At 66.9% G+C, this 22782-nt stretch carries 26 protein-coding genes and 1 pseudogene; 18 read left to right on the forward strand and 9 right to left on the reverse strand.

Features of this window, described 5'->3' with window-relative positions; genetic code table 11:
* Positions 1-904 (reverse strand): IS5 family transposase gene (locus tag ACZK4S_RS14710; protein WP_463643408.1). Its coding sequence is split into 2 segments (ribosomal slippage): positions 1-583 and positions 582-904, totalling 906 coding nucleotides; the frame shifts between segments, so codons are not numbered across the junction.
* 787 nt (positions 905-1691) lie between these two features.
* Here ACZK4S_RS14710 and ACZK4S_RS14715 point away from each other — a divergent pair.
* The 9 genes from ACZK4S_RS14715 (at position 1692) to ACZK4S_RS14755 (ending at position 8746) form a co-directional block, all read left to right on the forward strand.
* Positions 1692-3860 (forward strand): hypothetical protein, encoded by a 2169-nt coding sequence (locus tag ACZK4S_RS14715; RefSeq protein WP_459018366.1) that lies wholly within the window; start codon positions 1692-1694, stop codon positions 3858-3860.
* Positions 3857-4174, forward strand: a complete 318-nt coding sequence (locus tag ACZK4S_RS14720) for a hypothetical protein (RefSeq protein ID WP_459018367.1) — start codon at positions 3857-3859, stop codon at positions 4172-4174. The genes ACZK4S_RS14715 and ACZK4S_RS14720 overlap by 4 nt, the downstream gene beginning before the upstream one ends.
* Before the next feature lie 2 nt (positions 4175-4176).
* On the forward strand, positions 4177-4494 hold the full coding sequence (locus ACZK4S_RS14725; protein WP_459018369.1) for a hypothetical protein: 318 nt from the start codon (positions 4177-4179) through the stop codon (positions 4492-4494).
* Between the two features lie 131 nt (positions 4495-4625).
* Positions 4626-5417 carry a hypothetical protein gene (locus ACZK4S_RS14730; RefSeq protein ID WP_459018370.1) on the forward strand — a complete coding sequence of 264 codons (792 nt, stop codon included), beginning with the start codon at positions 4626-4628 and terminating at the stop codon, positions 5415-5417.
* A 343-nt stretch (positions 5418-5760) separates the two neighbouring features.
* Entirely contained in the window at positions 5761-6108 is a 348-nt protein-coding gene (locus ACZK4S_RS14735) for a hypothetical protein (protein WP_459018371.1), read from the forward strand.
* Positions 6108-6512: a hypothetical protein gene (locus tag ACZK4S_RS14740; protein WP_459018372.1), complete on the forward strand. Its 405-nt coding sequence runs from the start codon at positions 6108-6110 to the stop codon at positions 6510-6512. The genes ACZK4S_RS14735 and ACZK4S_RS14740 overlap by 1 nt, the downstream gene beginning before the upstream one ends.
* Positions 6494-7795, forward strand: a complete 1302-nt coding sequence (locus ACZK4S_RS14745) for a ParB/RepB/Spo0J family partition protein (protein ID WP_459018373.1) — start codon at positions 6494-6496, stop codon at positions 7793-7795. Before ACZK4S_RS14740 ends, ACZK4S_RS14745 begins: the two co-directional genes overlap by 19 nt.
* Positions 7796-7852: 57 nt before the next feature.
* Positions 7853-8140 carry a hypothetical protein gene (locus tag ACZK4S_RS14750; RefSeq protein ID WP_463644790.1) on the forward strand — a complete coding sequence of 96 codons (288 nt, stop codon included), beginning with the start codon at positions 7853-7855 and terminating at the stop codon, positions 8138-8140.
* Between the two features lie 9 nt (positions 8141-8149).
* Positions 8150-8746: a DUF4326 domain-containing protein gene (locus tag ACZK4S_RS14755; protein ID WP_459018377.1), complete on the forward strand. Its 597-nt coding sequence runs from the start codon at positions 8150-8152 to the stop codon at positions 8744-8746.
* A gap of 49 nt (positions 8747-8795) precedes the next feature.
* Here ACZK4S_RS14755 and ACZK4S_RS14760 read toward each other — a convergent pair whose 3' ends face one another.
* Positions 8796-9767, reverse strand: coding sequence for an IS3 family transposase (locus ACZK4S_RS14760; RefSeq protein ID WP_463644792.1), 972 nt, complete (start codon positions 9765-9767; stop codon positions 8796-8798).
* A gap of 23 nt (positions 9768-9790) precedes the next feature.
* Here ACZK4S_RS14760 and ACZK4S_RS14765 point away from each other — a divergent pair, with 23 nt between their 5' ends.
* Both ACZK4S_RS14765 and ACZK4S_RS14770 read left to right on the forward strand, forming a co-directional pair.
* Complete coding sequence (locus ACZK4S_RS14765) at positions 9791-10843, forward strand: tyrosine-type recombinase/integrase (RefSeq protein WP_463644791.1); 1053 nt, start codon at positions 9791-9793, stop codon at positions 10841-10843.
* A 59-nt stretch (positions 10844-10902) separates the two neighbouring features.
* A complete protein-coding gene (locus ACZK4S_RS14770) occupies positions 10903-12825 on the forward strand; it encodes a tyrosine-type recombinase/integrase (RefSeq protein WP_459018334.1) in 1923 nt (640 codons plus the stop codon).
* Here the strand turns inward: ACZK4S_RS14770 and ACZK4S_RS14775 are convergent.
* Positions 12810-13136: a transposase gene (locus tag ACZK4S_RS14775; RefSeq protein WP_459018336.1), complete on the reverse strand. Its 327-nt coding sequence runs from the start codon at positions 13134-13136 to the stop codon at positions 12810-12812. The genes ACZK4S_RS14770 and ACZK4S_RS14775 overlap by 16 nt on opposite strands.
* 104 nt (positions 13137-13240) lie before the next feature.
* On the opposite strand from ACZK4S_RS14775, the gene ACZK4S_RS14780 reads away from it, so the two are divergent.
* Positions 13241-13420: a phosphoheptose isomerase family protein gene (locus ACZK4S_RS14780; RefSeq protein ID WP_459020446.1), complete on the forward strand. Its 180-nt coding sequence runs from the start codon at positions 13241-13243 to the stop codon at positions 13418-13420.
* Here ACZK4S_RS14780 and ACZK4S_RS14785 read toward each other — a convergent pair.
* Both ACZK4S_RS14785 and ACZK4S_RS14790 read right to left on the reverse strand, forming a co-directional pair.
* Positions 13367-13717, reverse strand: coding sequence for a transposase (locus ACZK4S_RS14785; protein ID WP_459020447.1), 351 nt, complete (start codon positions 13715-13717; stop codon positions 13367-13369). The two genes, ACZK4S_RS14780 and ACZK4S_RS14785, sit on opposite strands and share 54 nt — an antisense overlap.
* Positions 13605-14381 (reverse strand): annotated as a pseudogene (locus ACZK4S_RS14790) (ISL3 family transposase); the annotation flags it as partial. The gene ACZK4S_RS14785 and the pseudogene ACZK4S_RS14790, both read right to left, overlap by 113 nt.
* A gap of 436 nt (positions 14382-14817) precedes the next feature.
* Here ACZK4S_RS14790 and ACZK4S_RS14795 point away from each other — a divergent pair.
* Positions 14818-15057 carry a phosphoheptose isomerase family protein gene (locus tag ACZK4S_RS14795; RefSeq protein WP_459018338.1) on the forward strand — a complete coding sequence of 80 codons (240 nt, stop codon included), beginning with the start codon at positions 14818-14820 and terminating at the stop codon, positions 15055-15057.
* Positions 15058-15149: 92 nt separating this feature from the next.
* Here ACZK4S_RS14795 and ACZK4S_RS14800 read toward each other — a convergent pair whose 3' ends face one another.
* The 4 genes from ACZK4S_RS14800 to ACZK4S_RS14815 form a co-directional block, all read right to left on the reverse strand.
* A complete protein-coding gene (locus ACZK4S_RS14800; RefSeq protein WP_459018340.1) occupies positions 15150-15626 on the reverse strand; it encodes a EutP/PduV family microcompartment system protein in 477 nt (158 codons plus the stop codon).
* 9 nt (positions 15627-15635) lie between these two features.
* A complete protein-coding gene (locus ACZK4S_RS14805; protein WP_345045374.1) occupies positions 15636-15986 on the reverse strand; it encodes a BMC domain-containing protein in 351 nt (116 codons plus the stop codon).
* A 70-nt stretch (positions 15987-16056) separates the two neighbouring features.
* The gene (locus tag ACZK4S_RS14810) at positions 16057-17163 is read right to left on the reverse strand and encodes a 1-propanol dehydrogenase PduQ (RefSeq protein WP_459018342.1); all 1107 of its coding nucleotides are present in this window, start codon (positions 17161-17163) and stop codon (positions 16057-16059) included.
* Positions 17164-17218: 55 nt separating this feature from the next.
* Positions 17219-18553 (reverse strand): PocR ligand-binding domain-containing protein, encoded by a 1335-nt coding sequence (locus tag ACZK4S_RS14815; RefSeq protein ID WP_459018344.1) that lies wholly within the window; start codon positions 18551-18553, stop codon positions 17219-17221.
* Between the two features lie 283 nt (positions 18554-18836).
* Here ACZK4S_RS14815 and pduA point away from each other — a divergent pair, with 283 nt between their 5' ends.
* From pduA to ACZK4S_RS14840, 5 genes are read left to right on the forward strand one after another with little or no spacing between them, the layout of a single operon-like run.
* A complete protein-coding gene (gene pduA, locus ACZK4S_RS14820) occupies positions 18837-19112 on the forward strand; it encodes a propanediol utilization microcompartment protein PduA (protein ID WP_459018346.1) in 276 nt (91 codons plus the stop codon).
* 8 nt (positions 19113-19120) lie between these two features.
* Positions 19121-19897, forward strand: a complete 777-nt coding sequence (pduB, locus tag ACZK4S_RS14825) for a propanediol utilization microcompartment protein PduB (RefSeq protein ID WP_459018348.1) — start codon at positions 19121-19123, stop codon at positions 19895-19897.
* A gap of 8 nt (positions 19898-19905) precedes the next feature.
* Complete coding sequence (locus tag ACZK4S_RS14830; RefSeq protein ID WP_459018350.1) at positions 19906-21567, forward strand: propanediol/glycerol family dehydratase large subunit; 1662 nt, start codon at positions 19906-19908, stop codon at positions 21565-21567.
* A gap of 10 nt (positions 21568-21577) precedes the next feature.
* Positions 21578-22246: a propanediol/glycerol family dehydratase medium subunit gene (locus ACZK4S_RS14835; protein WP_345045358.1), complete on the forward strand. Its 669-nt coding sequence runs from the start codon at positions 21578-21580 to the stop codon at positions 22244-22246.
* Between the two features lie 12 nt (positions 22247-22258).
* A complete protein-coding gene (locus ACZK4S_RS14840) occupies positions 22259-22774 on the forward strand; it encodes a diol dehydratase small subunit (protein WP_459018352.1) in 516 nt (171 codons plus the stop codon).
* Positions 22775-22782: the final 8 nt, after the last annotated feature.

Consider the following 22782-nt stretch of genomic DNA (forward strand, 5'->3'; position numbering starts at 1 on the left):
CTAGGACGTGTCTCCCAATAGCCGTTGCCAGGTCAGGATGGCGCTGAGGGTGACGCCGGCGCGGTAGGTGATGGCGAGTTTGTCGTACCGGGTCGCGATGCCGCGCCACTGCTTGGCGAGAGCGAAGAATCGCTCGACGACGTTGCGGCCCCTGTAGGCGTCGGCGTCGAGCCCGGGCGGTCTGCCGCCGTTGCTGCCGCGCCGTTTCCGTGCGGCGGCCTGATCGCGCTTGTCGGGAATGACGGCCTTGATCCCGCGGCGGCGCAGCTCGCTGCGGATCACGCCGGTCGCGTAGGCACGGTCTGCGATCACCGCATCAGGGCGGGTGCGCGGGCGTCCCGCGCCCGCCCGCGGGACGTGGATCTGCGCGAGCACCTCGGCAAGCATCGCGCCATCGTTGCGCTGACCGCCGGTGACGATCATCGCCAACGGCCGCCCGTGGCCGTCGACGGCCTGGTGGATCTTCGTCGTCAGTCCGCCGCGGGAGCGGCCGATACCGTGCCCCGGCGGTTCAACCTCCTGCCAGGGCAGATTCCTGTAATTCGATCCTGCCCCCTGTGTCCTGCTCCGGGCGGGTCGTGTTCGTCGCGTGCTGATGCGCACGCGCGATCGTCGCGTCCACCGACACCGCCCAGTCGATCTTCCCCGCCGCATCCGCCTCAGCGAGGATCCGCGTCAGCACCCGATCCCAGGTGCCGTCGCCGGCGTAACGACGGTGCCGCTTCCATACCGTCTGCCACGGACCGAACTCGTCGCGAGGCAGATCACGCCACGGGATCCCCGTGCGGAACCGGTACGCGATCCCCTCCACGACCCGACGGTTGTCGCCGAACGGGTGACCGCGGCGCCCCTCATTCGAGGGAAGCAGCGGCTCGATCCGCTCCCACTGCTCATCCGTGAACACCCGATACCGCGAACCCGTCGACCTCACCCGACCAGACTGCCGCGAGCCTCACTCAACATATGGGAGACACGCCCTAGCTGGGTCGGGCGTGCTGACGAGACCCCCAAGCCGGAGGGGATCGAGCCGCCCGAATGAACCTTCTCATCCGAGCTGTCAGGATCTTCGTGCGTGAGCCCTGACCTAGCCCGATGTCTGGCAAGGCATCCCAGCCGGGCACGCAACGGTGTCTCAGGACAACAACTGGCGAAGCCGGACCGCCTGCCAGACGTGGCCGGGTCAGCACCTGCCCGCGATCACCGCAGCCGTTCCAGGCGCTTTGGCAAGTGGCCAGCTGAGCGCGAAACTGCGGGCCCGCCAATCCAATCGCTCGGGGATCCGAGTCGCGCGGGCAGCCTCGTAAAAGGTGCCAAGAGCCTGTCAATCGCGCTGACAAGAAGGCGAGACACTGACAAATTGCGCGAGAACCTTGCAGGCAGCAGCATCGTTGCCCTGCCGCGCCTCATCTAGGGGCGCCCTCGTCCGAACCTCTCCGAGAACCCGTCGAGGGCGACTCTAGGTGGGGTGTCAAGGCGCCAAGTAGCGGTCCCTTGCCCCCGAGCTCGCATGCTACGGACGGACAGGTGCGGACCAGCAGGCTCGGCACACTGCGGCTGTTGACTGCCAACGCACCCCTCACGATGTCCCACCGAGAGCACACCACTTCGGCACCGGCGTGTCACCAGAGGCAGCTGAGGGGCACCTTCTTCGTGGTGAGACCAGAACAACCGAGGTGAGGAACCCTATGGCCATGACCCGGCGACCACCCGCCCGTAGGCCGGTGACGCCGGCAGAGCCGGCGGTGCGCGTTCCGCCCCGGCCGGCGACGCACTGGCGAGACTCGATGGTCGTGGCCGGCTGCGGGGTGGCCGCGTTCGGGGCTGCTCCCCTGGTTGCGGCCGACCATCTGGCAGTGCCGGCACTCGTCGCAGCGGCGTTTGCCGGAATGGGGACCGGCGTGGTGGGGGAGAGGACCCACCAGCGACGCAAGTTGGAGGACCGACTGCTGGAGGCGTTGGCACCCCTGTTGAGGATCCGGCAACTTGATCGTCGCGTGTTGCGCACGTCCCGGTGGAAGGGTGGCTGGCTGGGTGCCCCGATTCGCATCCAACTGCAGTACGCGCCAGCGGCGCCTGCCGATGACCCGCTGTGGGTGTCCGAGGTACTGGCCGTGGTCGAGGCGAACCTGCTGGCGCCGTACGTGGTCCGCCAGCATCGCCGCGCCAAGGGGTTGCTGGAGCTGCGCCGGGCCACCAACGCAGACTTGGAAGTCGACGAACCGCCGTACTCGCAGGTGCGGTGTGAGCGAGCCATCAAGGAGCTGATGGGCCCCACGGCCAAGACGATCGACGCCGAGCTCGACGGGGACACGCTGTCGGCCATCACGGTCACCCATGAGGCCGGACCGAAGCTGGCAGCGTCGGGGTACCGCAACCGGATCGAGCGGACGATCTCGACGATGATGCCGGGTCGGTGGCGCGCCCGATGGGACCTGGAGAACGACACCGTCCGCTTCGAAATCCGCCCCACCCTCCCGCAGAGCGTGTGGCTGCAACCCACACCCCTGGATGATCCCGACGAGGTGCTGAAGAACTACCGCAACGCGTGGATCCCCCTGGCCATCGACGAGGACGGCGAGGTGATCAAGTGGCGTCCCGCGATCGTCCCGCAGGCTCTGGTGATCGGCGGCACGGGTACCGGCAAGACCAGCACCGGCCACGGCATGCTGGGGGAGATCACCCGCCGCGCCTGGCCGGTGTGGGTGGTCGACGGCAAGCGTGTGGAGTTCCTGGCGTTCCGGGACTGGCCCAATGTGCAGATCATCGCCGGCGCGGTCACGCAACAGGTTGCGGTGATCCATCGCGCGTGGGAGCTGATGGAATACCGCTACCAGCTCATCGAGGACGGCCTGGCGACCGTCAACGACTTCGAGCCGCTGTTCGTCTTCGTTGACGAATACACCGACTTCCGCGCCAACCTGCTGGCCTGGTACCAGCGCATCAAGGTCAAGGGCGACCCGACCAAGCCGGTCACGTTCGAACAGGTCGCCAGCCTGGCCCGTAAGGGGCGCACCGCCCGGATCCACCTGGTGGTGTTCACCCAACGACCCGACGCTGAGTTCTTGGGCGGGGAGATGCGGGACAACTTCGGCTTCCGGGTCAGCATGGGCCGGCTCAGCCCTCAGGGCGCCATGATGATGTGGGAGAACCCGGCCACCGGCGTCTCCCTGCCCCGCGATCGCACCGGCCGGGCGATCGCCACCAACGCAGAGGGGCGCGCCGTCGAGGTCCAGTGCTACCGGTTCCCCGACATGGACGCCGAGGAAGGATCCGAGGAGTACACGCTGCTGCAGCAGATCCGGCCCCCCCGCGCGAAGTGGCCACGTCTGGTCATCGTCCCTCCCGAGCCCAACGATGAGGGCACGCCCCCGACGTTCACCGACTACCTGGGGGCCGAGTTCGCTCTGGCGTCGGAGCGGCCCGACCTGGACCCGCTTGCTTTCGACCCCGACCAAGAACGGCCTGACGGACGTGAGCTCGCCTCTGCCATGGCGTCCCTGGGCATCACCACCCCGGACGGCGGCGGGCGGAGGGTTCGGCATCCCGACCTGACCGGACTGGACACCCCCGACGGCGATGGCCCGCTGACGGCAGCCGGCTACACGCCGGAGGCGCAGGATGACTATCTGGGCTACGGAGAGCCCGTCCACTGCTCACCGCGCGACCTGATGGTCGGAGACCTCATCGAAGTCGACGAGGGCAGCGGATCTTGGGCGGTTATCGACGAGATGCCCGACGACGACCTGGCCGCCCCCGGCTGTGTCGCGCTGTCCTGGCGCGGCGACGGCGACGAGAGCGGATCCCTGTCCGTATCCGATGACGAACGCCTACTGGTAAGACGACCCGAGGAGGACCTGTGAGCACCGCACCAAGCAGTCACGGCTGGGCCGACAGCCCCGAGGAAGAGGTGATCCTGGTGATCGTCGGGGCGGTGGCCTTCGGCGCGGCCGCCGCCAGCGCCGGCAGCCTGTGGCTCATGGGCGCCTCCTACCTGGTCGACCACGGAATCTTGGTGGCCGCCGCTAACCACCCGCTGCTGGCCATCCCCGGTGCGGACGGCGCAGGCCTGGATCTGCCCCGCCTAGCGATCCTGGCCGGCGCCGGGTTGATCGGGCTTGCTGCGGCCATCAGCGCCGTGCGGCGATCCTGGTTCCGGCACGCCGAGGTGGTCTGATCGTGGCGCCGGCCAAGGGCAGGGAGGCCCAAGCACAAGCGGCCGCCTGGCACCTGGTGGCCGCCGCATGCCGCGGCATGAAGCACCTGTGGGACACCCAGGAGCAGCTGCACACCCAAGCCAGCGACCAAGCCGAAGCCGAACAGGCCGCCGCCCCGCTGCTGCGGGTATGCAGCTGGTGCCCAATCACCGCCGAGTGCCGCGCCTGGGCACGCGCCGACTCCTACACCGGGATTGCCGCCGGCACGGCGTGGTCGGATGGTAAAGAAAGATCCCCGCACTGGGTCCCCGGGCATCCGCCCCGCAAACTCGCCAGCTGACACCTCACCCCGGGGCTGCCCCACATGCGATGGACCGGCCAAGAACGGGCTGCTGGACTGAGGAGCAGCAGAACAACACACCAACCCCTGCGGGCGACTCACCACCGCCCCGAGCACAGGAGCTGATCCTGATGACCGACGCCACCCTCCTCACCGATGACCACCTCGATCTGCTCGTCACCGCCGCACGCGAGTGGCGAGTCCTGATCCCGCGCACCATGGCAGCCTTCAACGAGGGCCTGCTGCAGGAGCACTTCGTGATCGGGGCGGCCAACGAGGTCGGCAACCTCATCCGCCAGGAGAACACCCATGCACTGGGATGGCTGGCCGAGCACGGCCGCACCAAGCTCGTCGACCGCCACCAGCCCGCCCCCTACCGGTTCCAACCGGTCGAACACCTGGACCCCGTCGAGGTGGTCAAGGCCGCCCACGCTGCCACCTCGGCATGCGAACCCAGCCCCAGCTGGGCGGGAAGCCCCGTCAAGAGGCTCATCGACGCTGTGCTGAGGGCGGCAATCCTGCGCATCGACGGTTACGCCGAGGCGCCGTGGCTGTGGACCCGTCCGCTGCTGCGCTCCGGTGACCCGATCGGTGTGGCACTCGGCGACCAGCACCCCACGATCCCCGGCCTGCGCTGGGTCGAACCGCAGGCGATCGCCGCGCACTGGGAAGCCGCGCCGGTCGTCATCTTCACCGTTCCCGCCGCACTGGAGGCGCCACCCGCACTGAAGCCTCGCGCCGGCGTGTTCGTCCTGTCCGACGGCGACGACCAGGAGTCGGTGTGGAACGCCTTGGTGACCCTGGACATGCAGGCGCTGGTGCTGCTGTGGCCCGCCTGCGAGCCCTGGCTGCTCGACCAATTGAACTCGCCTGATCGTGAGTTCACCGAGTACCGGCACCATGACGACCGGTTCGGAGCATGACCGCGCCAGTGGTGGGCCCCTACACTGGTCGCGGCCGGATTCGTCTGGCCCCCCAGGCCAGGCCGGCGCAGCGGGGTGGTGCCCGTGAGCTGCCTGACCTGTCACCCGATGGGACCGGGAATCACACCGAGTGGTATCGGTGCCCGGCCCCGCGGGTGTTCGGGCCGCTGAGCCCGCACGCGTCACCGCGCCCCCTCGTCTGGCACCTTCTGGTGGACGAAAGCAGCCGTCCCGGAAGTGAGCTCGAGATGACCCACCACAAACCCCTCATCACCAGCAACCCGGCACGTCTGGGGGGCGGCGGCCTGAGCGTGGCTCCCGCTGCCTCCCAGAGTTCCCGCCGATGGGAAGCCTGACCATGGCGATCGACCTCGAGCTGTGTGTTTCGGTTCGCTGCGATCACTGCCCTGTGGTCGTCCAGGACGCTGCGGGCCGCCTCCACTACTGGCCGTCCATTGAGGCCGCCATCCATGACCTGAGCGGCAGGCCCGAACCTTGGCACCTCACCCCCGATCACGCCACCTGCCCTGGCTGCCGCGCAGCAGCGATCTGTGAGGAGCAGGGCCATCGGTGGGGGAACTGGAAGCCTCTGGACTTCTTGGGGGAACCCGCCCTGATCATCCACTTCTGCAAGCGCTGCGACGCCAACGAGGTCGCCGACCTGGTCCCCTCCGGAGAGGGCGCCACCTGATGAAGGCCTGGACCCACATCAACACGTGGACCGGCTACCTCGTGTTCGGGGTGCCGGCCGCGTTCGCGGCACTCGCCCTGCTAGGCACCCTCGCCCAGTTCGGCGTGTGGGATGCCGTGACGTCCGCCCTCATACCCGCCGTCTTGGTGGCCGCACCGCTCCTGTTGTGGATCCGCTATGTGAGCCAGCGGCCCACCAAGATCCGGCAGTGGATCGGATGGATCATGGTGGCGACGCTGTGCCTCACCGGGGCCCTGCTCTCGCCGCTCTGGGGCTGGGCCGTGCCCGGCCTGCTCCTGCTCGCCTCAGAGGCCGCCCTTGCGATCACCGGCTCCGCTCGCCGGGTGGCGGCGGAGCGAGTCCCTGCCCCCCGGAAGGCTTGCTCATGCTTGACATCCAGTTGATCCCCGTCCACCTGATCGATCCCCATCCACGGAACCCGCGCCGAGATCTTGGTGACCTCACCGAACTCGCCGACAGCATCCGCGCCCAGGGCATTCGTCAGAACCTTCTCCTGGTCCCCGCCGGCGCCGACCGCTACCGGGCCGTGATGGGCCACCGCCGTCTGGCAGCCTCCTCCCTGGCTGGCCTCAATGAGGTCCCCGCCGCCGTCGACCCCGACCTCACCGCCACTGCCCAGGTCGAGTTGATGCTCATCGAGAACTTGCAACGCTGCGACCTCAGCGCGATCGAGGAGGCAGAGGGCTACCAGCAGCTCCTCGACCTCGGCGTGAAGGGCACCGCGATCGCCCGACGCACCGGCCGCACCCGGAAGACGATCGACAGCCGCCTGAAGCTCCTCGCCCTGCCCGAACCGGCCCGCGAGAAGGTCCACGCCCGCCTACTCTCGCTCGAGGACGCTGCAGCGATCGGGGAGTTCGACGACGTCGAAACCGTGACCCTCCTGATGCACGCCGCCGGCACGTCGAACTGGGGCTGGCAACTCGCGAACGCACGCGACCTCCGCAACAAGCGCAAGGCCCAGCAGCCGGTCGTCGACAAGCTGGCCGCGCTCGGGTTCGATCCCCTCCCACCGGAGGCGACAACGTGGCGGGACTACCAGCTGGTCGCACAGTTCCAGAAGACCGACGAGATCGGGGACGCCGACGAGTACCCCGCCGACGCCGTGTTCGAGGCCGGACGCTACAGCGCTTCAGTGTCGCTGTGGCAGCCGAAGCCGGACGCCGACGAGTTCGCCGCCCAGGAAGCAGAGGATGCTGCCGAACGCGCCCGCGAACGAGCCCAGCGCGACGCCCACCAGGCCGAAGGCGAACAGGCCCTCGCCCTGCGTGACCAGTTCGTGCTCGACACCCTCACCCGCAAGTTGACCGCACCGGAACGGGCCATCATTACCGCGGCGTTCGCGGACGCCACCCTGCGGCGCAGTCACTGGTCAACTTGGGACCTCGATCGCCTCATGGGTTTCGACACCGGTCAACCGACGATCGACCAGTGGCGGGCCCGGTTCCCCAGGGCCACGCCCGAGCACGTCCTGCTGGTGCAACTTCACGCGAGCGAACGCAACCCGTACGCGTGGCCCGACATTGACCTCGACCTGGCCGACTTCTACGGGCTGCTGGAGCAGTTGGGCTACGAGGTCTCCGACACCGAACGTGTCCGCCTGACCAGGTCACCCAAGGACCCCGACGTCCGCGAGCCGGACGCCGTCGAACCCATTGCGTCCTGAACCCCCGCGATCGCGTGCCGCACTCAAGACCATCACCACTGACTGGAGGTTCGCATGATGAGCCAGGACGTCGACGTGACGGTGCGCTGCCCCTGGTGCACCCACACCGAGGTGGGCACCGGCTATCGTCCCCACGACGCGATGACCGGCTACTATGCGGGGGCTCATGTTCGCAGACAGCGGTGCGGATGCGAGTATGTCGACGGCGTCATGTGGTGCTGCGATCAGCACATCACCCCTTGGCTGAGCGAGCGAAACGACTGGCGCCTCGCCAACTACCGAGCAGGACGCTGGTTACGCCACCCCGCACAGCCGTCCCTGCTGCTCGAGCAAGCGGACCGCTGAATGCTCTACATGGGAGGACCCGACCTGTTTGCCGACACCCCCGGGGAACTGCAGACCGCGGGGATCCGCCTGGGAGCAAGCCATCGGCAGCGTCTGGCCGCCGGCACGCCTGCTGACCGCATCGTCGAACTCACCCAACGACAGCGACGCACCCTCCAAGCAACCGAGGACGTGACCGTGTTGACCTTGACCGAGGTGAACCTGTTGGTCGACGCCCGCCGGCTGCAGGTTCCCTTCGACCTCAGGCAGGTACGGCTCGACGCGGCAGCCTTCGCCGATCGCCTGGTGGATGCCGCTAGGACTCAACCCAGGCCAAACACCCCGACCCGGATCCGCACTCCACGCGGGGAGCTCCATGTCCTGGTGGGGGCGACGGTCAACGTGTCCACCCCAACCAGGTGGGCCAACCCTTACCCGGTTGCCTCACGGTCTCCGGCCGGCCACGCCTCGGCGGTGGCGCACTTCCGCTGCTACCTCGAACGGAACCCGCTGTTGGCCGAACAAGGCAGCATGCAATTGCGGGGTCTGAACCTGGCCTGCACCTGCTCCCTCGACGTCGCCTGCCACGCCGACATCTGGCTGGAGTTCGCCAACCACGACGCGTAGCAAATCCCTTGTGAGGTTGACCCCGGATTCCGGACAGGTGGTTGTTTGGTCAGGCGGCCTTGGGAGCCGTCTGGTTGGCCTGTCGGGCCAGGTGGTGTTCGTACTGTAGCGGGCTGATGTAGCCGATCGCTGAGTGGCGTCGGCGGGCGTTGTACCAGGAGTCGATCCAGGTGTAGGCGCCCTGCCGGGCGGCGGCGATCGTGGGGAACACGTGCCGGTGGTAGTACTCGTTCTTGAACGTGGACCAGAACGATTCCGCGGCGGCGTTGTCCCAGCACACGCCGGTGCGTCCCATCGACCGCAGCAGGCCCAACTCGCCGGCGGCCTTGGCGATCTGCTCGCTGGTGTATTGACAGCCCCTGTCGGCGTGGAAAATGACGTTGCCGGGCAGGTGACCGCGCAGGGCGACAGCTTGGCGTAGGGCATCCTCGACCAGATCGGCGCGGAGGTGGTCGGCGACTGTCCTGCCCAGGACCCGGCGGGTGTGACCGTCCCGGATCGTGCACAGGTAGGCCCAGCCCTCGCCGGTGGCCAGGTAGGTGATGTCAGAGTGCCACACGATGTTCGGCAGGCCCTGATCGAAGACCCGCTGGACCCGGTCCGGTGCCGGGTCAGGGTTCGGCCCGACAGTGGTGGTCGGCGGATGCCAGGTACGCGGGCTGATCCCGGCTATCTCGGCTTGCCGCATGCATTTCGCGACCGTCTTGACCGACACCGTCTCACCCTCCTCGCGCAGGTCGTGCAGGATCCTGGGCGCCCCGTAGGTGCCGTCCGAGGCCTTGTGATGGGCCTTGATCCGCACGGTCAACTCGGCCAGCCGCTGCTCCCGCGCGGTCGGGCCGGCAGCCTGGCGTCGGCGCCACTCGTAGTAGCGGCGCCGGTCCACCTCCAACAGCCGGCACATGCGGGTGATCGTGTAGTTCGCCTTCTCCGCATCGATCATCTCGAAGCACTCCTGCCGGGAGTGTTCTTCGCCGCGAAGAAGGGCTTGATATGTAGGTGATCTCGACTCCGGGTGGATGGCGGTTCGTGACGGGGTCGACGATGTGGTCGTCGTTCTCGTGGCTGGAGCTGTTGATGGAGTTGTTCGTGCCTGTCCTTGCCCGCTCGCGCGGCGCCGCTCCCGAGTTGGGTGACGCGCTGTTGGATGAGTATCTGCGGTTCACTGCGGCGCGGCTGCGTCCGAACTCGGTGACGGCGCAGGCTTTCGACTTGAAGGTCTTCTTTACCGTGGTGGGTAAGCGGCCGCTGGCCGTGGGGACTGCGGACGTGTTGGCGTTCATCGAGGCACAACGCCAGCCACGACGTGGTGGGAACGTGGTGCGCCTGTCCGATGGCGAGCAGGGGTTGGCGGCCTCCACGATCAAGCGCCGGTTGGCGACGGTGACCTCGTTGTTCGACTACCTCATCGCGCGTGGCGTGTGCGAGCGCCAGCCCGTCCCGCGATCGATCACCCCTAGGACACGGTCGCTGCGAGGGGCACCGCTGGTCCGGGCCCCGAAGCGTCTGCCGCGCATCCTCGCTCCGGGTGAGGCCGTCGCGCTGACGAACGCGCTGCGCACGCAACGGGACCTGGCGATGGTCACGCTCATGCTGCGCGCCGGGCTACGGCGTTGCGAAGTCCTCGGCGTGCGGTTCACCGATATCCAGCCAGGCGACCAGCGCGTGTTCATCTGTGCGGGCAAGGGCGGTCACGAACGGATCGTCCCGGTCGATCCGTTGTTCTTCACTCACCTACACGCCTACCTGTCCCTCGAGCGGCCACGCGACGGCGACGGCGAGCGCGTGTTCGTGGTGTTGAAGGGCCCCAACCGGGGTCGTCCGCTCACGGCGGCGGGGCTTGACGAGGTCCTCGCCGGAGCCCGCCGCCGAGCCGGGCTCGCTCATGCGACGTGCCACGAGTTGCGTCATACGTGCTTCACTCGCCTGCGTGAGGCTGGGATGAGCCTGGAAGCAATCCAGGCCCAGGCGGGGCACGCGAACCTCGACACGACTCGCCTTTACCTGCACTTGTCCAACGACTGGCTCGCCGACCAGTATCGCGACGCCATGACCGTGCTCGCCGACATCTACGACAACAACGGAGCGGTGTCGTGACCCCCTCTACAGGCCCAGTGAGTGCGTCCCCGGCGCCGACGTCATCGCCGGACCGTGCTGTGGCTGAGGCGGTCGACGTGCTGCGCTGGTTCGCGGACGCGTACATCGCGGCCGGCGCGACGCCCGCAGCCCGCCAGACCCGCCGCCAGGGCGTGGCTGGGTTCGACCGGCGTTTCACCACTCTTGCCGCTTGGAACGCGGCCGACGTCATGACCCGGCGGGCCGTACGAAGCGAGGTCATGTCGTTTGCCGCCCACGCTGCTGTGGCGACTGGCCTGTGTGTCGATCCTGCCTTCGTGACGGGGTCTGGATGCCGCTGGGGCGTCTACCTGCGTACCGCCTATCCCGACCAGTACGACCGGTTCAACGGCCAGGCCGCTCAGCTCGGGTTCTGCGACAAAGAGATCGGCCGCATGTGGACCCACCTGTCCCGCATTGCCGTGATCGCCGGTACGGGTCCCGACGCGCTCACCCCCGCCGCCTACCAGCGGGCACGAACAGTGTTCTTCGAGTCCGTGACCGCAGGCAAGGACGCCATCCCGCACAAGTCACTGTCCACCCCACTGTTCGGGCTCGACGCGCTCATGCATCACCGTGGCCAAGCACCCTCCCCGGACAAGCGACGACGCTGGATTCACCGGCCCGTCGCCGAAGTCGACTGGGACCACCTCGAAGCCCACGCCCCGGTCATGACCGCAACAATGCGTCGCTACCTGCATCAATGCTCCCTGTCACTACGCCCGGCGTCGGTCACCTTGTTCGACACCACGCTCCGCCAGTTCGCCGGTTACCTCATCCACCACCACAGCGCCGACCAGCACGGCACCGATCCCGGCGGCGACGGCGACGTTCACCTGGTGGTGCGGGTCGCGGACATCGATCGCGCACACGTCGAGGGCTACAAGACCTGGCTCGCAGCACGGCCGGGACACCGAGGCAAGCCGCTGACCAAGACGACCCTGGCCATGCGCATGGGCCACCTGCGCTCGTTCTTCACCCGGATCATCGAGTGGGGCTACGACGACGTCCCCGCCCGGGTACCCGTGTACCGCGACGACCGTCCCCGCCTGGACAAGCCACTTCCGAAGTTCCTCGACGACGCCCAGGCAGCCGCGTTCATGGCTGCCGCCCGAGCACTGCCGAACCGACTCGACCGGCTCATCGTGCAGACCCTGGCCCGTACCGGGATGCGGCGCGGTGAACTGCTCGGCCTCACCATCGACGCCGTCGTCCAGATCGGCACCGGCTATTGGCTGCGCACCCCCATCGGCAAGCTCCACAACGACCGGTACATCCCCTTGGACCCGCAGCTGAAGACCCTGATCGACGACTGGCTCGCCGACCGTCCCGACTGGCAGGCCAGCGACCTGCTCCTACTCGACCGGGGCCGCCCGATCCCACCGACCCGCATCGACAAGGCCGTCGCGAAGGCCGCATCCGGTGCCGGGCTCGGCCACGTCCACCCCCACCAACTGCGTCACACCCTTGCCACCCAAGCCATCAACCGCGGCATGAGCCTGGAAGCCATCGCCGCTCTGCTCGGACACGCTGACCTGTCCATGACCATGGTCTACGCCCGGATCGGGGACCGCACCGTCGCCGACCAATACTTCAACGTCACCCGCAAGATCGAGTCCCTCTACGCCACGACCACACCCACCACGACAGATGTCGCAAAGAGCGCCACCGGCACCAAGCGCGCAACAGGTGTGCGCCTACCCGCCGACGCGGCCGGACCAGCCATGACCAGCCTGCACGCTGAGGTAAGCAAGCGTCTACTCGGCAACGGCTACTGCGCCCGCCCGATCGAGCTCGACTGCCGCTACGAAACCATCTGCGAGTCCTGCACCATGTTCTTCACCACCATCGAACACCGCCCCACCCTGCAAGCCCAACGCGACGACGCCTGCGCCAAAGGCCAAACCCGCCGCGCCGAGGTCTACACCAACCTCCTCGAACGCCTCGATCAAACCCCCGCTTGACAGACATCACCCACATAAGCGGCCGACGTCTTCAGGATCTCGTTGGCCCGGCGCAACTCGCGAACCTCACGTTCGAGTTCGGCCAGCCGCTGCGAGTCATCGGTCGTCGTGCCGGGCCGCAGCCCGCCGTCGACCTCGGCCTGGCGCACCCAGTTCCTCAACGCCTCCGGATGCACCCCCAACTGATCAGCGACCCGTTTGATCGCCCCACGCGACGACTCCGGGTCCTTCCGCGCGTCGACCGCCATCCGCGTGGCCCGCTGCTGCAACTCCACGCTGTACTTCCTCGGTGCTCCCTTGACTCTCATCATCCTTCACAGGTTCGAGAGCCTCCATCAGACCCGGGGCGATTCAGACTGTCAGTTACGTCGGTGAACCAACCACTCCACCAATCAGGACGGGCGATCTACTGGTGGTGATCTCCGGATCCGGACGCACCGCCGGCCTGGTCAACATGGCGGAGAAGGCAAACACTGCTGGTGCTGCGGTGGCGACCATCACCACGGACCCGGCGGGGCCGATCGGACGGATTGCCGGCTCTTCATACCTGCGGTGGGTCGAGGGTGAGTCCGCCGCCGATGAGGAGCATCCGTAGCCGGTAGTTGTTGTGGTTGCGGAAGCCGCGGGCGATGCGGCGGTGGAGCTCGATCAAACCGTTGATGCTTTCGGTGCCGCCGTTGGATGCTCGGCCGGTGTCGAAGTAGGCCAGGAAGGCGTCCTTCCACTGGCGCAGGGTCCGACCCAGCCGCGCGATCTGGTCGTGCCTCCCGCTGCGCCGCGGGGATGGGACAGGTGGGGAAGCCGGCGACGACTTGCTCGGCGAGCTCGCGTCCTCGAGCCGGGTCGGGGTGGGCGTACGCGGCCCGCACCTTCTGGGCGCACTGCCAAGCAACGTAGACGGCGTCGTGCCGTTCATCAGCGCCGATGGCTGCAGTGAGGCGGGCGTGTTGCTTGTCGGTGAGCCGCTCGGCCGCACAGCGGAGGATGTTCCGGATCCCGTACAAGGGGTTGCCGGACCGGCCGCGGTGGCCGTGGATCTCCTGCTGGACGCGGCGGCGGACTTCATCGACAGCCCGGCCGGCGAGAGCGACCACATGAAAGGCGTCGAGCACTGCGGTGGCGTCGGCGAGTTTGTCGTCGATGGCGTTCTTGTAGCCCCGGAACGGATCCAACGTGGCGACTTCCACCCCAGCCTTGAACGTCTTGCCGCGTTGGTCGAGCCACGTCTTGTACACCGTGCCCGAGCGGCCCGGCACGAGGTCCAACAGTCGCGCGTGGACGCGTCCGTCCTTGTCACGGGTCAGGTCGACCATGCCGGTGAGTTCCTTCGGGCCGCGCCGGCGGGGGCTGACGTGGTGCCACAGGTGCTCATCCACGCCGAGGGTGGTCACGCCCGCGAACCGCGACTCATCGGCGGCGGCACGGGCCAGGATCGGCTCGATGCTGGTCCACACCGTTCGCCAGGTGGTGCCCAACTGGCGGGCCAGCCCGGCGATGCTGGCGTGCTCGCGTCGGACTTGTTCGGTCGCCCAGCGGCAGGCCCGGGTGGTGAGCATCGCGCGGGGCTGGGCGACCTGCTCGTCCTGCTCGGTGAACACCCCCACCGGACACGACGGCTCGGGACACGACCAGGTGCGCTTGCGCCACCACACCACGGTCGGTTCGGTGCGCCGAAGCAGGGTGTGTCGATCAGACGCACGGTCCGTCGACCGTGGGAGCCGGCCACGACCCCGCACGAGGGACAGCCCATCACCGTGGACGGCGACTCGACGGTGATCTGCAATCGGCCCGGGTCGCGCTCGACCCCGATGACATGGAGGCCGGGAAGGCCCACCAACAGGTCGCAGCGGTCACAGTAGGCATCGGACGCGTGGCAGCACGTCGTGCAGCCCGTAGGCTGGTTCATCGTCGAGGTCCTCGTGGGCAGGGAGTGTGGTAACTCCTGATCCTGAGGGCCTCGACCCCTACCTCAGCCCACCAGCCTCACCCGGCGTGTCGCCCACACCCACCGCAAGTACGAAGAGCCGGATTGCCTCGGCCCATCTCGCCTTGCCCGGCCAGACCCGCCTCGGCGCAGACAACCAGCCAACTGCGGCCAGGTCGATTCAGCCGGTCGGCACTCTCTTTGAGCAGCTGGCTTGGTTGGCCTGCGACTCCCTCGTCGTGCTGTTGCGCGAACGGACGGGCCAGTCCAATGACGAACTCATCGAACGCCACGCCAACCTCGAGTGATGGCGCAGCCTGCCCAGCTACGCGCGCCGACCCTCTCGTGGCCCGGCGCGCGTCGCGCAATTGGGCTGCGGCGGCGGACCGCTAAGGACGGATCACCTACCAGCACGGGGCTTAGTCGGAGCCAGGTCGTGGGCAGTCCCATCGTCACGATGGAGTTCGGCTATCAGTTCTTCGAGACCGTCACCGGTCAGCGAGTCGACGCAGAACACCTTGCTGGCGCCGGCGAGCCTGAGATGCCAGACGGCGTCGTCGCGGCGTCCCTTCGCCAGCCCGCATTTTGTGACGACCCCGATGACCTCACGGTTGAAAGCTGAGGAGAAGCCCGGCGGAAAGCGGGTGCCGCGCACGTCCGCGGCTTGCACCAGGACAACGAGATCAACCGCGTATGAGGCGTTGATCAGTGCGCTCTTGTAGATGCGGGACTCGAGGAACTCCCCGGGAGTGTCAACCACTCCGTGCTCGGTCTCGAGAGCCTGGGTCTTGGCGTAGCTGAGTTTGTGGCCATGCAGCCGCTGTCGCAGGGTGGTCTTCCCGACACCGACGCTCCCAATCAGCAGAATCGAGCGCACGCCAGGGCCTTACGTCCGGGTGATCGGGCAGGGCGTGAAGCCGAGCACGCCGACCAGCGTCTCTACCACGGCCTGCACACCGGCCTCGATGTCGGCGAGTTGTCCAACCAGGAGTAGCGAGCCCGAGAAGCGATCGACGTAGGCGAGTTCCACGTCCGCAGCCTTCGCGGCGATGTCCCCACCGATGATCGCTGCCTCGCCAGGGGTGAGTGTCATCACCGCGACGGAACCGGAGGCCTTGTCCTGAATGCCGATCTTCGGCAGGAGCTGCGGATCGGCATTGGCCATGATGTGTGCCAGTGTCACCTGTTTACCGGGCACGAACTCCTGGATGATCCGGGTCTTCTCGGTGTCGATCATTAGCCTTCCTTCGGCCCGCTGCGGGTAGGGCGGAGAGGTTGCCCACATGCTCACAACGGAAGTGGTTCCATCACAGGATCTGACGCAGGATCGCGGTCAGTTGAGCTGTTGTCGGCTGAACCGGATTGGTTGGTGTGCAGCGGTCGTTCAGCGCTGTGGTTGCGATGTCGTCAGTCGAAGCCTGGAGATCGGCGACCGAGACGCCGGCTTCGCTGATCCGAGCGGGCATGTCCAGTTCGGAGCGAAGTCGTTCGACAGCGCCGATGAGCGACAGGACCCCCGCCTTGGTGCTGCCGCTGGCCATGCCCATCAGGCGTGCCAGCCGGGCGTACCTCGCCGCGACCTTTGGCGATTCCGCTGCGTTGAACGCCATCACATGAGGCAGCAACAGTGCGTTGATCCGTCCGTGCGCCACCGGGTATCGGCCACCGAGCGCGTGGGACAGGCTGTGCACGATGCCGAGGCCGGCGTGGTCAAAGGCGAGAGCCGCCAGCGTTGACGCGTTGTGCATGCGCTCGCGCGCATCGAGATCGGAGCCGTGACCGTAGCAGCGGGCGAGGCTCTCGAACACCATCCGAACGGACTTCTCGGCGAAGGCGTCGGAGAAGTCGCTGGCGTTCGTGGCCACATAGGCCTCGAGACCGTGGGTGAGCACATCCATGCCCGCGTCCGCGGTGACCTTGGGCGGAACGCCCAAGACCGCGCGCGGGTCGAGAATGGCGACAGCTGGGCGCATGGCTGGCGACACCATGGCGATCTTGGCGTGCGTCACTTCGTCGGTGATCACCGAGAACGAGGTCACCTCCGAGCCCGATCCGCTCGTCGTGGGCACGACCACCAAACCGTGCTGCGCGGCACGGCCGACTTCAAGCGCAGCCTGATGCATCGCCTTGGCCGCATCGATTGGCGACCCACCGCCCAGCGCCACCACGACCTCGGGGTCGGCCTTCAGGTAGCACGTCGTCCCTCTTCCGACCAGCGCGACTGTCGGGTTCGGTTCGACCTCATCGAACACGGTGACCTGGGAGCCGAGCCTGGCGCGGGCCTTGCGGAACAGGTCGGTGGACGCCAGGAAGGGGTCCGTCACCAGGAACACCCGTTGATCGCGGTGCTTGTCCAGCGCTTCGAGGGCGTTGGCCCCGAAGCGGATCGACGTGTCGAGCTGGAATGTGGTCATTGTGAAGATCCTTACGATTCATCAGAGGCGGAGGCGCGTCGACGGGCCACGTTGGTCAACCGGCAGCGGCGAGCCGTTCGGCACGTTGTTGCTGCCGATATTCACCCGGCGTGAGACCGACATGCTTCTTGAACGTTCGAGAGAAATAGTTGGGAGGCTGGAACTCGAGTTCGGTGGCGATGCGCATGATGGGCTTGACGGTGTGTGTCAGCATCAGCTTTGCCCGCTCCAGCCGCTTGGCCGTCACATAGGCGGTGTGGCTCCGGCCGGTGTGCTGTTTGAACTGGCGAGAATAGTGAGATTCGGATATCGCCAGGTACTGTGCCGCTGAGGAAATAGAAAGGAACACCGTCGGGTCCTTTTCGATCTCGTTGAGGAGACTCGCCATCGTGCGGTCCTTCACCGCCAGTTTCGGTTCGACCAGGTCGTGCAGCTGGATCAGCAGCCGCTCGCAGTGAACTTGGCACTCGTAGCGGTTCATCGCAGCCCGGCGATTCCCATTGCGGCTCGCCACCGCGATCGTCATCTCCCGTCCGTACTGCGCGCCCTCGCGCTGGGCAACCGCGATCAACGCGTCCTCAAGGCTCCGCAGGTCGTCGCGGGGTACTTTCTGGCTCCATCGGGGCAGCAGACCGTCCAGGTAGGAGCCGAGTAGTTCGAGATTGCCGCCTACGTTCTGGGCGTGCAGATTGCGCCTGATGGCTACCACGTCAAGCTGGTCTCGCCGTCGGGCCGGGATCAGTGGGATCGGCCTGGAAAGGCCGTCGACCAGCGGAACCAGATCGGCCGTGGCTGCGACCGGCAGCCTCCCCAGGTTGGGCCCCGTCGTGACCAGGCCGCCGAAGGTGTGCGACCGCTTGGACAGGGTCTCGTTCACGAGCTGCGCAATCGCATTGGCGGCTCGGTGCAGCTTGTCTACGTCGATCGTCCTGATCTCGCTGGCCAGATGCTGCAGTCCAGGGTCCGCGCTCGGTGTGGAATGAGCAGCCAGCAGTTGCCGTAGGTCGTACTGGCCCCTGGTCAGGAGCACCTGTCCGGCTGCTACCGCGCCGAGGAACTGGTTGCCCATGATGATGGAGACCGAGAAGTCGACCAGCCCGGCGTGGCACTGGTACACCACAGGCTTACCTTCGAGCGAGCTCTGGAACCCACCGTGCGCGTCGCAGCCGTAGCAGAGTTGCCTGGTCGCCGGGTTGTTCCTCAGGAACTGGCACAAGTCGGTGAAATGGGACGGGTCGGTTACCGGGGCGCCGGTGGAGTCCACGGTGATGACACCGAGCCCGGTGTCCGCCGCGAACTCGTCCTGTATCTTCTGGAGGCGTTCGACGTCGACGAGGTGACGGAGATCGAGAGCGCCGTAGTCACCGTCGCCCAGAACGATGTTCGACAATGCTCATCCCCCTTTGATCTTGGCGTTCTCAGATTCTCTTGTTGACACCGGCAATGCGGCGGTGACAATTCGCAGGCGTACGCTGGCCCGACGGTGACAGCGGTACACCTGGTCCCGGACCCCGGAACTTTGTCGCCATCTTAGGCAGACCTTGCCTCCCATCTCTAGGGGCGGCAGATACTGAGGGCGGCTTTGTGTAGCCGCTTGCGCAAATCGTGTCCCTCGATGCTGCTACTCTTCCCGGGAGGTCATCAACCGGCCTCGCTAGACGAAGGAGTCCAACATGCAGGATGCACTGGGCATGGTCGAGACCAAGGGGTTCGTGGGCGCGGTCGAGGCCGCTGACGCGATGGTCAAGTCGGCGAACGTGCAGCTGATCGGCAACGAGAAGGTCGGAGCCGGCTTGGTGACGGTCATGGTCCGGGGCGACGTCGGTGCGGTGAAGGCGGCCACCGACGCCGGCGCGGCGGCAGCGGCAAAGGTGGGCGAGCTGGTCTCCGTCCACGTGATCCCGCGCCCGCACACCGATGTCGAGAAGATCCTTCCCGGCGCGAAGTGAGCTGAACGATGTCTGAGGACCTGGTCGACAAGGTCATGGCGGAAGTCATGAAGAAGGTGTCGCCTCGGTTGGGAGAGGGCGCGCTGTCAGCACAGCCCGCCGTCACCGAGTTCGTCGGTACGAACCGACTCGGTGATTCCATCGGCCTCGTCATTGCGAACGTCGACTCCGACCTTCTCGCGATGATGAAGCTGGAGCGGGAGTACAAGTCTCTCGGGATCCTGGGCGCCCGGACGGGTGCCGGCCCGCAGATCTTTGCCGCCGATGAAGCCGTCAAGGCGACCAATGCCGAGGTGCTGAGCATCGAAATGGCCCGTGACACCAAGGGCGGGGCCGGTCACGGCTCGCTGGTGGTGTTCGGGGCTGAGGACGTCTCCGATGCCCGCAGGGCCGTTGAGGTCGCGCTCACCGAACTGGACCGTACCTTTGGTGACATCTATGCCAACGACGCGGGCCACCTGGAATTCCAGTACACCGCGCGTGCCAGCTATGCGTTGCAGAAGGCATTCGGCGCCCCGCTGGGCAAGGCGTTCGGTATCACCGTCGGGGCTCCGGCCGCGATCGGCGTCGTGCTCGCCGATACGGCCGTCAAGGCATCGACCATCGACCTGATCGGCTACTCCAGCCCGGCGCGGGGAACCAGCCTCACCAACGAGGTGATCGCCGCGTTCTCCGGTGACTCCGGTGCCGTCCGGCAGGCGATCATCGCGGCCCGAGAGGTCGGCATGCCACTACTCGCGGCGCTCGGGACACAGCCCGAGTCGGCCTCCACCCCCTACATCTAGGACGAGCCATGAGGTCAAAGAGATTCGAAATACTGGACGCGCGTCCAGTCAACCAGGACGGCTACGTCAGCGAATGGCCCGAGGTGGGCCTGATCGCCATGGACGGTCCGAACGATCCCAAGCCGTCGATCAGGATCGAGAACGGGGAGATCGTCGAACTCGACGGCAGGCAACGTGCCGACTTCGACATGCTCGACACCTTCATCGCCAGCTACGGCATCAACCTGGAGCGAGCGGTGGAGGCGAACGCGATCGACTCGGTGCGCCTGGCCCACATGCTGTGCGACATCAACATCCCACGCCATGAGTTGATCCCGTTGACCACGGCCCTGACGCCCGCGAAGGCCGCCGAGGTGGTCTCCAGGATGAGCGTGCTGGAGATGATGGCCGCGGTGACCAAGCTGCGTGCCCGCAAACGGCCGGCCATGCAGGGGCACGTCACCAGCGTGACGGACAACCCGGTGCAGTTGGCCGCGGATGCGGCTGAGGCCGGAATCCGCGGCTTCGCCGAGGAGGAGACCACCGTCGGGATCGTGCGCTACGCGCCGCTCAACGCGCTCGCTGTTCTGGTCGGTTCGCAGACCGGCAGGCCGGGAATCCTCTCCCAGTGCGCGGTGGAGGAAGCCACCGAACTCCAGCTCGGGATGCGCGGGCTCACGTCCTACGCGGAGACGGTCTCGGTCTACGGCACCGAAGCGGTATTCATGGATGGCGACGACACCCCGTGGTCGAAGGCGTTCCTGGCTTCCTGCTACGCCTCCCGTGGCCTGAAGATGCGGTTCACCTCCGGCACCGGCTCCGAGGTGCAGATGGGATTCGCCGAGGGCATGAGCATGCTCTATCTCGAATCCCGCTGTCAGTTCATCACCCGGGCGGCCGGTTCGCAGGGCACTCAGAACGGCTCGGTCTCCTGCGTGGGTGTGGTCGGAGGAGTGCCACAGGGCGTCCGTGCCTTCCTCGCAGAGAACCTGATCGCGATGATGCTGGACCTGGAGTGCGCCTCCGCCAACGACCAGTCGATGTCGCAGTCCGATCTGCGGCGGGTTGCGCGGTCGCTGATGCAGTTCGTGCCCGGCACTGACTTCATCTGCTCCGGCTACTCGACGGTGCCGAACTACGACAACATGTTCGGTGGCGGGCACTGGGACGCCGAGGACTTCGACGACTGGCTCATCCTGCAGCGTGACATGCGGGTGGACGGTGCGTTGTCCCCGGTGTCGGAAGAGGACGTGATCGCGATCCGCCGGAAGGCGACCCGCGCCATCCAGGCAGTCTTCAAGGAACTGGGGTTGCCCGAGATCACCGACGCCGAGGTGGAGGCGGCGACCTACGGACACGGCTCTCGAGATCTCCCCGCCCGCAATGTGGTGGAGGACCTGGTGGCGGCCGACGACCTGATGAAGCGCGAGATCACCGGTCTCGATGTGGTGCAGGCGCTGATCCGCAGCGGCTTCGATGACGTAGCTGAGGCAGTGTTCAACCTGATCAAGCACCGCATGGCAGGCGACTACCTGCAGACCGCGGCCATCTTCGATGGTGATTTCCGGATCGATTCGGCAGTGAACAACCCCAACGACTACGCGGGCCCGATGACCGGCTACCAGATGTCGCCGGAACGCTGGGATCAGATCAAGACGATCCGTCAGGCCGTCAGCCCGGAAAGCATCTGAGGTGACAGTCATGGATCAAGCCACACTCAAGAGTCTGGTCGAGCAGGTCATCCGTGAGGTCGTTGGTGGGACGGCGTCGGCACCGAACCCCGTGACGGCTGCTGGCACCGCGGCACCTGCGGCGAACGTCGGCGAACTGCGGATCGTGGAAGCCGGAGACGCTCAGCGCGGAACCGACCCGAAGGAGGTCGTCATCGCGCTCTCGCCGGCGTTCAGCACTGGGATCCACCGGACCATCATCGGGATTCCGCACGCCACGGCGCTCAAGGAGCTCTGTGCCGGCCTGGAGGAGGAGGGCATGAGGTACCGCTTCGTGCGTATCTACAAGACGGCCGATGTCGGTTTCGTGGCGCACGAAGCGGCCAAGTTGTCCGGCTCCGGCATCGGGGTCGGAATCCAGTCCCGCGGGACGACGGTGATTCATCAGAAGGATCTGCCGCCGTTGTCGAATGTCGAGTTGTTCAGTCAGTCGCCGCTGATCGACGAGGCCACCTTCAGGGCGATCGGCAAGAACGCGGCCCGGTACGCCAAGGGGGAGAACCCCGAGCCGGTCCCGGTCCGCAACGATCCGAGCACCCGACCGAAGTACCAGGCCATCGCGGCGCTCCTGCACAACAAGGAGACGACGTTGTGTGATCCGTCCAAGAAGCCGCAAGCGCTTCAGGTAACCATCGGCTAGGAGGGCAAGGTCATGGATCAAGAGGAACTGATTCGTCAGATCATGACCGAGGTCATGAAGAATCTCGGCAGCGAGAACCAGGTTGCGTTCGAGAAGAAGCCGGTGCCGGCCGGAGCCACGGTGGGCGTAGCCGACTATCCGCTGGCCGAACGACGCCCTGAGCTGGTGCGCACCGACAGCGGCGCGCGACTGGCCGAGCTGACGTTCGAGCGGCTGAAGTCGGGGGACCTGAAGCCGTCGGATTTCAAGATCTCGGCTGACACGCTCGAGCTGCAAGCGCAGGTGGCCGACGATGTCGGACGCGGTTCGCTGGCTCGCAACCTGCGCCGCGCGGCGGAGTTGGTTGCGGTGCCGGACGATCGGCTGCTGGCCATCTACGACGCCCTTCGGCCATACCGGTCCACCAAGAAGGAGCTGCTGGATATCGCCGCCGAACTCGAAGGTACCTACGACGCGAAGGCCGCGGGGATATTCGTCCGCGAGGCCGCCGAGGTCTACCAGGCGCGTGGCCGGCTGCGAGTCGACTGAGCACGTGC

This window comes from Tessaracoccus zhenghani (assembly GCF_055326325.1).